12 protein-coding genes are annotated in these 11,765 nt (G+C 29.3%); all 12 read left to right on the top strand.

The genetic code is table 11. The features are described from left to right. Positions 1–94 (top strand): hypothetical protein (locus EII29_RS05965; protein WP_199726032.1); only part of this gene is annotated, 94 nt, incomplete at its 5' end. A 188-nt stretch (positions 95–282) separates the two neighbouring features. Further along, positions 283–723 (top strand): DUF3060 domain-containing protein, encoded by a 441-nt coding sequence (locus EII29_RS05960; RefSeq protein WP_125236623.1) that lies wholly within the window; start codon positions 283–285, stop codon positions 721–723. A gap of 25 nt (positions 724–748) precedes the next feature. Beyond that, on the top strand, positions 749–1,180 hold the full coding sequence (locus EII29_RS05955) for a DUF3060 domain-containing protein (protein ID WP_125236622.1): 432 nt from the start codon (positions 749–751) through the stop codon (positions 1,178–1,180). A 260-nt stretch (positions 1,181–1,440) separates the two neighbouring features. Then, positions 1,441–2,523 (top strand): succinate dehydrogenase/fumarate reductase iron-sulfur subunit, encoded by a 1,083-nt coding sequence (locus tag EII29_RS05950; RefSeq protein WP_125236621.1) that lies wholly within the window; start codon positions 1,441–1,443, stop codon positions 2,521–2,523. A 588-nt stretch (positions 2,524–3,111) separates the two neighbouring features. Continuing rightward, positions 3,112–4,212: a succinate dehydrogenase/fumarate reductase iron-sulfur subunit gene (locus tag EII29_RS05945; protein ID WP_125236620.1), complete on the top strand. Its 1,101-nt coding sequence runs from the start codon at positions 3,112–3,114 to the stop codon at positions 4,210–4,212. Positions 4,213–4,460: 248 nt separating this feature from the next. Continuing rightward, positions 4,461–5,264: a 30S ribosomal protein S2 gene (gene rpsB, locus EII29_RS05940; RefSeq protein ID WP_125236619.1), complete on the top strand. Its 804-nt coding sequence runs from the start codon at positions 4,461–4,463 to the stop codon at positions 5,262–5,264. A gap of 340 nt (positions 5,265–5,604) precedes the next feature. After that, positions 5,605–6,366 (top strand): tol-pal system YbgF family protein, encoded by a 762-nt coding sequence (locus EII29_RS05935; RefSeq protein WP_125236618.1) that lies wholly within the window; start codon positions 5,605–5,607, stop codon positions 6,364–6,366. A 27-nt stretch (positions 6,367–6,393) separates the two neighbouring features. Further along, positions 6,394–7,278, top strand: coding sequence for a translation elongation factor Ts (gene tsf / locus EII29_RS05930; RefSeq protein ID WP_125236617.1), 885 nt, complete (start codon positions 6,394–6,396; stop codon positions 7,276–7,278). 51 nt (positions 7,279–7,329) lie between these two features. Continuing rightward, positions 7,330–8,043, top strand: a complete 714-nt coding sequence (gene pyrH, locus EII29_RS05925; RefSeq protein ID WP_125236616.1) for a UMP kinase — start codon at positions 7,330–7,332, stop codon at positions 8,041–8,043. A 129-nt stretch (positions 8,044–8,172) separates the two neighbouring features. Beyond that, positions 8,173–8,730 (top strand): ribosome recycling factor, encoded by a 558-nt coding sequence (gene frr / locus EII29_RS05920; RefSeq protein ID WP_125236615.1) that lies wholly within the window; start codon positions 8,173–8,175, stop codon positions 8,728–8,730. Positions 8,731–8,765: 35 nt separating this feature from the next. Further along, positions 8,766–9,806 (top strand): rod shape-determining protein, encoded by a 1,041-nt coding sequence (locus EII29_RS05915; protein ID WP_125236614.1) that lies wholly within the window; start codon positions 8,766–8,768, stop codon positions 9,804–9,806. Positions 9,807–10,260: 454 nt separating this feature from the next. After that, on the top strand, positions 10,261–11,742 hold the full coding sequence (locus EII29_RS05910) for a lipopolysaccharide assembly protein LapB (protein WP_125236613.1): 1,482 nt from the start codon (positions 10,261–10,263) through the stop codon (positions 11,740–11,742). Positions 11,743–11,765 lie beyond the last annotated feature (23 nt).

Here is an 11,765-nt window from a genome sequence, read left to right as displayed (position 1 = left end):
ACATCCTATTGCGATGGAAGAAGGACTGAGATTTGCCATAAGAGAAGGTGGAAGAACAGTAGCTTCAGGAGTTGTTGCTACTATCGTTAAGTAATAAATTGAAACAACTGTTTTAAATAATGAGGAAAATAGTGTTGGTCATATAAATTATAATATTCCATACTGAATATTCAATTTTAGACCGCACTATTTTTTATTTATAAAAATATATGTAACTTAGTTATAAATTTATGAAATTTATAGAAAGGAGAAGCAGAATAATTACAAATAATCTGCAAAGAGATGAGAAAAATAAAAAATATTTTGTTTATAGGAGTAGTTTCAATTTTAATTATGTCATGTACAGGTATAGGCATAGGAGTGGGTGTTCCTATCGGTCCTGTAAGTGTAGGTGTAGGTACAACTATTAAAATTCCCACAGGTTCAACCGGAAAAGTAGGAAAAGAAAAAGGAAAGTATGTAGTAAACGGAACAAATAATAATAAAACAGTTAAGTTAAATGGAGAAACTGTGGAAATAATCGGTTCTTCCAATAAACTTACAATAAAAGGAAAAGCCTCTTCAATTATAATAAAAGGGGCTTCCAATACGGTTAATGTGGAAACAGTGGGGAATATTGTCATTGAAGGAGCTGCAAATACTGTGATTTATGAAAAAAGTTTGACGGGAGAGTTACCTTACATGGATATAAGCGGTGCGGGAAGTGAAGTTTATAAAAAATAATTATTTAAAATATTAGGAGGGAAATATGAAAAAAATAATAACTCTATTTTTTATTACAGGAATCATAAATGCAACATCAATAAATCTAGGGGGAATAATTAATGTAAAAATTCCTACACCGTCTGTAGGAGATATAGGAGATGATATTGGTGGAGGTTCGGGAAGTGTTAAAAGAGATGGTGAAAACTATATAATACAGGGAGCATCAAACAATAAAACTGTAACTTTAAACGGAGAAGCTGTTATAATACAGGGGGCATCAAATACACTTACAATAAAAGGAAAAGTTTCTTCAATAACAATAAGAGGAGCAGGGAATACTGTAAATGTCGAATCTGTAAAGAGTATAAGAATACAGGGAGCATCAAACGTAGTATATTATAAAACAGCTCTTACAAAATCAGGAAAAGCTTCAGTATCTATAAGCGGCGCAGGAAGTAGAGTAGTTAAAAAATAAATATTCCAATATATTTTATTTATGATTATGTTTATTGAGATATATTCTTTTTATTTATATATAAATATATAAAAAATGTTGAGTAGCTGTATTTAAAGGGATTAATCAAATGGAAAGAGAAATATCGGAACAATTATATTATGTTGTAAAATAAGGAAAAAGTCAAAAAAAACTTTACAAAAACTTTCTATTATGTTAGAATACCGATAGGTTGTTAGAAAGTAATAAATTTTAAAACGAAAATTTTAGGAGGAAAAGTTATGAAAAAATTGTTAGGATTATTAGCATTAACATTAGCTGTATCCGGAATAGCTTCTGCTGACCAGGATGTTCTGAAAAGCATAAAAGCAACTTCAGAATTAAGACAGACTTGGACTGATAAAGATGGAAAAGATGCTAATTTAATAGGAAATGCAGGTTTCAAAAAAAGAAATAAGGTAAGATTAAGATGGAGAAATGTTGTATCTGGAGAACTCGGATTAAATGACGAATGGGGATTGGATGCAAAATTTAAAATCCAGAAAGATAGTGACAGATTCTATGCTTACAATGCAAATGGTGAAAATGTAGTATCTGATATAAGAAAAGGTGGATGGGAAACTAATTTTGAATTAGGAAAAGCACTTAATATAGGTTCTCTTGAAACTAAAACTGTTTTAGGATGGACTCATAAGTCTTCACAAGAAGGTACAAAGGATACTCATAAAACTACAACGGGAATTTCAAATGAAATTTATGTTGGACCTACTTTCGGAATATCAGTATTAGGACAAAATATATCTACTACATTACAAGCGGTTTACTTTAACAGTAATGGTAAAAAATCTGCTGATTATTATGCAGATGGTAGAGATTTCCAAAGAGGAAAAACTGACGGTTGGGGATTAAATGCTGATTTTGCAACTGACGGGAAAATTTATGAAGGAAATTTAGGAAAAGTTGACTATTATGTTGAATTAAATCATAAATTAAGAGATCCTAAAGGAAAACTTGCAGCTACTGATAAAGAAGCTAAGTCAAGTGTTTACTTGGATTATATAACAGGAGCTACTTACACAACTCCTTCATTTGCAGGATTCTATGGACAAATAAATATGGAAAATGAATGGGAAAAGCATACAGCGGTAAGTGGATACAAAAATGAATTCTCAATCTGGACAAATGCAGGATATAAAGCTGCTTTTGATACTGCAGTAGGAGAAGTTTCAGTAAATCCTTTCATTAAGTACAGACCGTTACATAGAGAAACTGAATATAATAAACACAATAAAGATAACAAAAAGGTAACTACTGAAACTAATGAATTCAGAGCAGGAGTAAGCGTAGGATTAACAGTTAAATAGTAAAAATATAAAAAAGAGGGAAATTTTCTCTCTTTTTTTGTTAAAATATATCTGAATTTTTTTATAAAAAAGTTCGATCAAAAAGCATTTTAATTTAAATTTTACTATGTTCAAAAATATCTTTTCAATATAAAAATATAGAGATTCACTGTTTTTTATATTTTATAAAATTTGAATATTGAAGAGGACTAAAAGTAATAGAAATAGTTTTAAGTGAAAGTGTAATTAAATTATAGAATAGTAGGAATCATAAAAGTGAAATGTATATAAAAAGTTCCGGAATTTATATTATTAAATATTAAAAATTCTATAGTCAATAAAGGAAATTTAGAGGTAGTAAAAAGTCTTTATGAAAAAAAGTTGAATATAAAAGAACTTTTGTTGAAAATTTTTTATCAAATTTTTTATAAGTTAATTTTGAAATGTTTATTAAGTTTCCTTTTTTTATCCTTAAAATTTTTTTATAATTTTCCTTGACAAAATAAAAAAATGAGGTATAATGTATATTGAATATATAATATTATACTTTAATGATTAGTGTAATATATGTATGGATAAAAAATATTAACAAATAATTTAGGAGGAATTATGAAAAAAGTGTTAGGATTATTAGCTTTAACATTAGCCGTATCAGGAATAGTTTCAGCTGATCAGGATGTTTTAAAAAGTATAAAAGTAACAAATGAATTAAGACAAGGTTGGCAAGATAGAGATGGAGATAAAGCTAACGGAATAGGAAATGCGGGATTTAAGAAAAATAACAGAGCAAGAACAAGATGGAGAAAAATAGTATCGGGAGAATTCGGTTTAGTTGATGAATGGGGACTTAATGCAAGTTTCCTTATTAGACATGATAATGATACTAACAGAAACAATTTTAAAAATAATAAAATAACTGCATTAGGAACTTATAACAAAAGAGAAAACTGGTATACAAAATTGGAAATAAGTAAAAATGTAAAACTGGGAGCACTAGACACTAACACAGTATTTGGTTGGATAAGTGATACAAACAGACAGAAAATAGATCCTTTAACAGGTAGTGAAAGTCTTAAAGGAACATCACGTACTAAAGGAATTTTAAATGAGATATATTTTGGTCCTTCATTTGATGTAACTGTATTCGGTCAAAAAATTTCTACAACATTTCAAGGAGTATATTTCAATATAAATGGAAATAAATCAGGAGATTATCATTTCAGCGGTTCAGACTTTGTAAATAATAAAGCTGACGGTTGGGGATTAAACCTGGATTTAAGTACAAGCGGAAAAATTTATGAAGGAAATATCGGGAAAATCGGATATAATGTTGATTTAATACATCACTTCAGAGATGCAAAAGGAAAGGTAAGCGGAACAGGAAAAGAAGCTAAATCAAATGTTTATATTGATTACTATACAGCAGTTCATTATACTACACCTTCATTCGCAGGATTTTATGGTAAACTTACAGTAGATAATGAGTGGGAAAAATATACAGCGATAAATGGTTATTACAATTATTTCTCAGTATGGACAGACTTACATTATAAAAAAGAATTTGAAACTGGAGTAGGAAAAGTTACAATTAATCCTTATGTAAGATACAGACCTGTACATAAAGAAACTGCAAAAGATAAGTCAGGAAGAAAAACAATAGAAATTAATGAATTAAGAGCAGGATTAAGCATAGGCTTGACAACAAAATAGATATTGGAAAAAATACAAATCCGATTTTAGATGATAAATTTATCGAAAATATATTAAAGAGAGTTTTTTAACTCTCTTTTTTCTATATAAAATAAATATGAACCGCATTGACAATGAATATAAAAAATGATAAAATAACCTGATTATAAATCACACTTTGTTTTATCTAAAAATAGGGTGTTACCTGACAGGTAATCTGTTTTTAGAGATAAGTGGGAGAAAAACCAAAATAAAATAGGAGGAAACACATGGCAGTAATCACAATGAAACAATTATTAGAAGTAGGGGCACATTTCGGTCATCAGGCAAAAAGATGGAATCCTAAAATGAAGCCTTATATTTTTACAGAAAGAAACGGAATCCACATATTGGATTTACATCAGACTTTATCAGCTACAGAAAGAGCTTATGAATTTGTAAGAGAAATTTCTGAAAACGGAGGCAAAGTACTTTTTGTAGGAACTAAAAAACAGGCACAAGAAGCTATAAAAGAAGAAGCAGAAAGAGCAGGAGGATTTTATGTTAACCATAGATGGCTTGGAGGACTTCTTACTAACTTAAACACTATAAAAACAAGAGTAAAGAGATTGAAAGAGCTTGAAGAAATGGATGCTGACGGAACTCTTGATACAGCATATACTAAAAAAGAAGCAGGATTGTTAAGAAAAGAAATGGCAAAATTGTCTAAAAATATTGGTGGAATTAAAAATATGAGTAAACTTCCTGCAGCATTATTCGTTGTAGATATCAAAAAAGAATTTTTAGCACTTGAAGAAGCAAAAAAATTAGGAATACCTGTAATCGCATTAATCGATACCAATGTGGATCCTGAACTTGTAACTTATAAAATACCTGCAAATGATGATGCAATAAGATCAGTTAAGTTATTTGCACAGGTTATTGCAAATGCTGCGGTAGAAGGAAACGGTGGAGTAGAAGGATTTGTTGACAGTGAACAGGAATTGGAAGTTTCAGTAGATGAAGACTTTTCTGAAGAAGTAGTAATAAAAGAAACAGTTGAAGAAGTTAATGAAGAAAATACAGAAGCATAATAAAATTAATAAATAACAGGGGAATAAAATCATTCCCCTATTCCCGTAAAAATAATAATTTTTATTTTGAAAATATTTAGATTCTAAAATAATATATACAGTTTTATAATATTATTAATCGGGTTTTTTCAGTTATTTATTTGATAGTATAATTACCGCCTGAACAATAATTTTATAATAAAGTATTACTTTGTAATTGAAATTACGTAAAAGGACAAAAAGGATTATGAAAAGAATTTAAATCGGATTATTTTTATTAGGGAGTTTCAGTGCGTTAGCTGAACAGAATAAAAATGATATACAAAAAACAAATAGTTATTATATAATAGACGCAAAATCTATGAATAGATATTTAAGAGAAAAAGCAGATTTTAAGAAACAATTTGAAACTTCAGCTCAAAAGAATGATCGTAAAAATTTAATTATATTATTAAAAAAATATATTGAAAAACATCCGGAAGATGAATATGCTTATAAGATGATAGGGATTTCCTATTATAATTTAAATAATTATAAAAAAGTTGAAAAGTATTATTTAAAAGCAATAGAATTGGGCAATGAAGGTACCGGAATGGATTCTCTGTTTCTTCTGTATGAAGAGTTGAATAAGAAAATGCCGGAAAAATATAAAAAATATATAGAAAGATTGAAATCCGGTTTTCATGAAGGACTTAGACAGATTAGAGATCATAAGATATTTTCAATCATGGGAAATGAATATTCAACGTTAAGACTAATACTTCTTTATCATGGTGATAAAAATTATAAAATGGCAGAAAGATATACCTTGGAAGTGTTGAAATTTGATGAAGAAAATATAGAAACTATGACAGAAATTGTATATGTACTGGATAATATATATACAAATCAAAAAGATTATAAAAAATTGGAAAAATTACTTATACCTCTTGCCCGAAAAGGAGATATGAATGGACAGTATATGCTGACGGAAATGTACCATGAAGGTCTTAAAAATTATGAAGAGGCAGAGAAATGGGCAAAAAAATTAATGGGAACATCTGAAAAAGAAAAGTTTTCTGATGATATTAAGTTTGTAAAAAATTTATTCAAAAAAATAGAAAATTTGGAATTAAAAAAGTAAAATAAATAAAATTAGGAGGAAAGTAACATGGCAGTTACAACAGCATTAATTAAAGAACTAAGAGAAAGAACCGGGGCAGGAATGCTTGACTGTAAAAAAGCATTGGAAGAAAACAATGGAGATATAGAAAAAGCAATCGACTGGTTAAGAGAAAAAGGAATAGCAAAAGCTGCTAAAAAATCAGGAAGAATTGCAGCTGAAGGACTTGTATTCGGAGCTGTTTCAGCAGACAGAAAAAAAGGAGCTATCCTTGAATTTAATTCTGAAACTGATTTTGTTGCAAAAAATGACGAATTTAAATCATTTGGAGAAAAACTGGTTGAATTATCTTTAACTCATGACGTAACAAGTGAAGATGAATTGAAGGCATTGGAACTGGAAGGTAAAAAAATAGAAGATGTATTAACTGAATTAATAGCTAAAATCGGTGAAAATATGAATATAAGAAGATTAAAATTAGTTAAAACTGACGGATTTGTTGAAACTTATATTCATTTAGGTGGAAAAATAGGGGTATTAGTAAATATGACAGGTGAGGCTACATCCGAAAATATAGAAAAAGCGAGAGGTGTGGCTATGCATATAGCAGCTATGGATCCGAAATATCTTGATTCAAATCAAGTAACAGCCGAAGATCTGGAAAGAGAAAAGGAAATAGCAAGACATCAGCTTGAACAGGAAGGAAAGCCTGCTAATATTGTAGAAAAAATATTAGAAGGAAAAATGAGAAAATTCTATGAAGAAAATTGTCTTGTAAACCAAAAATATGTAAGAGATGACAGTTTAACTATTGAAAAATTTGTTGCCCCTCTTTCAATAGTGTCTTTCGACAGATTTAAAGTTGGAGAAGGAATAGAAAAAAGCGAAGTAGATTTTGCTGCAGAAGTTGCTGCACAAATAGCCGGAAATTAAAAAAAGGGGGATTTTATCCCTCTATTTTTTTGAAATTCAGGAGGTTGTAAAATGCTTAAATATAAAAGAATATTATTAAAATTAAGTGGTGAAGCTCTTGCAGGAAATAAAGAATTCGGTTTTTCAGATGAAGTTCTTGAAAGTTTTGCGAGACAGATAAAGGAAGTTCATGATAAAAAAGCAGAAATAGCTATTGTCATTGGAGGAGGAAATATATTTAGAGGAGCTACGGGAACTTCCAAGGGAGTAGACAGAGTAACGGGAGATACTATGGGAATGCTTGCAACTATTATGAATGGACTTGCTCTCCAGAATGCAATAGAGCATTTCGGAATACCTACAAGAGTTCTGACAGCAATTCAGATGCCTCAGGTAGCAGAACCTTTTATAAGAAGAAGGGCAATAAGACATTTGGAGAAAGGTAGAGTTGTAATATTCGCAGGTGGGACTGGAAATCCATATTTTACTACAGATTCAAGCGGTGCATTAAGAGCATTGGAAATAAATGCCGACATACTTGCAAAAGGGACTAAAGTTGAAGGGATTTATAATAAGGATCCTATGAAATACAGTGATGCAGTAAAATATGATACAGTAACATTTGATGAAGCGATTTCTCAGAATTTAGGTGTAATGGATACGGCAGCACTTTCTTTGTGTAAAGAAAACAAAATGCCTATAATCGTTTTCAATGCCCTTGAGGAAGGGAATATTCTGAAAATGGTTGAAGGTGGAGATATAGGAACTTTAGTTGTGAACGAGTAAAAGTTAAGAAATATAATTAGAATGTAAAATAAAAATTCAAAAAATTTAATAATTTTGTAAATTTTAGTTGTAACTGTTGTAAATAAAGTATATAATAAGATAAAACAAATAATTTAAAGGTGGTGTAAAATGTTAGAGGAGATTTTATTAGAAACAGAAGATAAAATGCAAAAAGCTTTAGAAAATACAAAAGAAAAGTTTTCACATGTGAGAGCAGGAAGAGCAAGTGTTTCAATGCTTGATGGAGTAAGTGTGGAAGCATACGGAGTAATGACACCGTTAAATCAGGTAGGAACGATTTCAGCTCCTGAAGCCAGATTGCTTACAATAGATCCTTGGGATAAATCGATAATTCCTGCAATAGAAAAAGTTATTTTACAGGCAAACTTAGGATTTAATCCTTCAAATGACGGGAAAATTATAAGACTCGTAGTTCCTGAATTAACTGAAGATCGTAGGAAAGAATATGTAAAACTTGTAAAGAAAGAAGCCGAAGAAGGTAAAGTGGCTGTAAGAAATGTTAGAAAGGATGCGAATAATAAAATAAGAAAATTGGAAAAAGATGGTGAAATTACAGAAGATGAATTAAAGTCAGGAGAAGATAAAGTTCAAAAAATGACTGATAAATTTACTGTTGCGATTGATGAAGTACTATCTAAAAAGGAAAAAGAATTATTAAAAATTTAAGATTAAAAAGTAATAAAAAATAAAAGGAGTAAGTAATGTCTAAATTTACAAGATTTATTAATTTTTTCAGAACAAAGAAAAATATTGCGATTGATTTGGGAACATCAAATATACTAATTTATGATAAACAGAAAAAGAAAATAGTACTTAACGAACCTTCTGTATTAGTGAAGGATAAAAAAACCGGAGAAATAGTAGCAATAGGTCATAAAGCTAAAGAAATGCTTGGGAAAACATCAGATAATTTAGCTGTAATAAGACCTTTAAGTGAGGGAGTTATTTCTGATATAGATGCAACAAGGGAAATGCTTAATATTTTTGTGAAACAGATATACGGTGGTTCTCCTTTCAGACCGGAAATTATGATATGTGTTCCGGCTGAGGTTACAAGTATCGAAAGAAGAGCAATTTTTGATGCTGCAATCGGTGCAAAAAAAATATATCTGATTGAAGAGGGAAGAGCTGCAGTTTTAGGTTCAGGAATAAACATTTCACTGCCTGAAGGGAATACAGTCATAGATATCGGTGGTGGTTCCACTGATATAGCGATTTTATCCCTTGATGAAATTATTGCAAGTAAATCAGTGAGAATTGCAAGTAATAATTTTGATGATGATATAGTAAAATACGTAAAGAAAAAGTTTAATCTTCTTATAGGAGATAAAACAGCAGAAAATTTGAAAAAAGAAATAGGAACAGCTATGCCGGTATCAGGAGAGGAAAATCTGACAGTTGCTATAAAAGGAAGGGATTTGTCTACCGGAATACCCAAAACAGTTGAAATAAATTCAAATCAAGTGAGAGAAGCAATTGAAGATTCGATAAATGAAATAATAATTGCATTAAAAGAAGTTCTTGAAAAGTGTCCTCCTGAACTGTCGGCGGACATACTTAATAATGGGATAGTCTTAACAGGAGGAGGTTCTCTTTTAAGAAATTTTGATAAATTGATAGAAGAAAGAGTACAGATAACTATAAATAGAGCTACAAATTCATTAGAATCGGTAGTTGTAGGTGGAGGATTGGCGTTTGATAATAAAAAGCTGTTGAGAACTTTAGAAATGAGAGAGATTTAATATTTATCAATAAAGGTTTAAAAATTTCCGAAAAATATGCATAAGTTTTTGGAAATTTTTTTATGGAAATTTAAAAAGAAAAATGCTATCATTTAATGGAGAATTTTTTATATTAGAAAATTTGAATATAGAAAAATAATAAAAAGAATTTTTTATGGGGGCTCATTGCCACACTCATACTTTCATCTATTAACTGAAAAATTTTTTAATTGTAAAATATATTCATTGTACTGTAAAAATAGGAAACTTGATTTGCTCAGACAACTGTTTTTAATTTAGTACAATTTTATATTTTTTGGAAAAATTTTTAATATCAGAGAAAATTAGAAAAGGCATGAAATAATTTAAGTTTGCAGTTTAAAAAAATTAATGATTTTAAAAGATATAAAAAATTAGTTAAAGATATTTTTTGTCCACTTAAAAAAGTAAGGAAAATAAAATTTTGGAGGTTTTTATGAAAAAATTATTTATTTTAGGAATAATAGCATTACTCATATCATTTAATATATTTTCCGAGGAAGTATCTTCTGAGGAATTATTTAATAAAGGATTGAAATATCACACTGAAAAAAATTATAAAGAAGCTGAAAATTTTTATAAGCAATCATTTTTAAAAAAAGAAGATGGGGATACAGCATATAATCTCGGAGTTTTGTATGATACTTTGAAAGATATGAAACAAGCTGAAAAATATTATAAAGAAGCAGTAAAATTGGGTCAAAATAAGGCATATTATAAATTGGGATATATGTATTCAAGCCGTAAAAATAAAAATCTTGCAATTGAAAATTATAAAAAATCGGTAGAAAAAACTAAAAATGTAGATGCGATGTATAATTTAGGTTTGATATATGGGGAGTTAAGTCAGAAAAATGAAGCAATAAAATATTTTCAGATGGCTGCTGATAATGGAGATAGAGATGCTTATTACAATTTAGGAAATTTATATGAAGAAATGGGAAATAGGGTTTTTGCTGAAAAAAATTATAAAATTGCAGCTGATAAGTTTGGCAGTGCTGAAGCCGCTTATAATCTCGGAGTATTATATGAAAAGGCAAATGATAATAAAAATGCAGTAAGGTATTTTGAAAAGGCATTATCAAAAGGTATAAATGGAATATATTATAGACTGGGACTTTTATATGATGAAGCAAAAGATGTTAAAAAAGCGGAAAATTATTATAAACTTGCAGTGGATAAGGAAAAAGATGATACGGCCGCTTATAATCTTGCTGTACTTTATGAAAAATCAGGAAAATTACAGGAAGCTGAAAAATATTTTTTGAGTGCTTACAATAAAAATAAAACGGGAAAAGCAGCTCTTAATTTGGGAACAGTTTATGAAAAACAGAAAAAATATGATTTGGCTGAAAAATATTATAAAGAAGCTATAAATATGGGAGAAAAGCGGAAAGCCTCATATAATTTGATTTATCTTTATCAGGAACAAAATCAGGGAGAAAAAGCGGCAAATATATTAAAAACAATGGATGGAGTAAATGAAGATCCTGAATTGCTTTATAATATAGCTCTTTCTTATGATATGTCAGGGAATAAGGTAGAGGCTGAAAAGTACTATTTGAAATCAATAGAAAAAGGAAAACTTGCTAAAGGAGTAAATAATCTTGCAGTACTTTACTATGAACAGAAAAAATTACAAGAATCGGTGAAATATTACAAGTCTCTTGTAGATGATTACGGAATGAATGAAAATGCTTATAATACGGGATTGATATATTCTCAATTAAAACAGCCTAAAGAAGCTATAAAATATTTTGAGATAGCATTAAATAAAGTAGGAAATAAAAAAGCTCTTTATAATTTAGGAGTTTCTTATTATGATCTTGGAGATAAGAAAACTGCAAAAAAATATTTAAAACAAGCGTCAGATAATGGTGATAAGGATGCTCGTTTAATGCTTGACGGAATGGAATAACCCGAGTATTACAGTGAAATATA

The organism is Leptotrichia sp. OH3620_COT-345 (assembly GCF_003932895.1).
Classification (GTDB): Bacteria; Fusobacteriota; Fusobacteriia; order Fusobacteriales; family Leptotrichiaceae; genus Pseudoleptotrichia.
The sequence above is the reverse complement of the archived record's forward strand: the minus strand, read 5'-3'. Positions and strand labels throughout refer to the sequence as shown.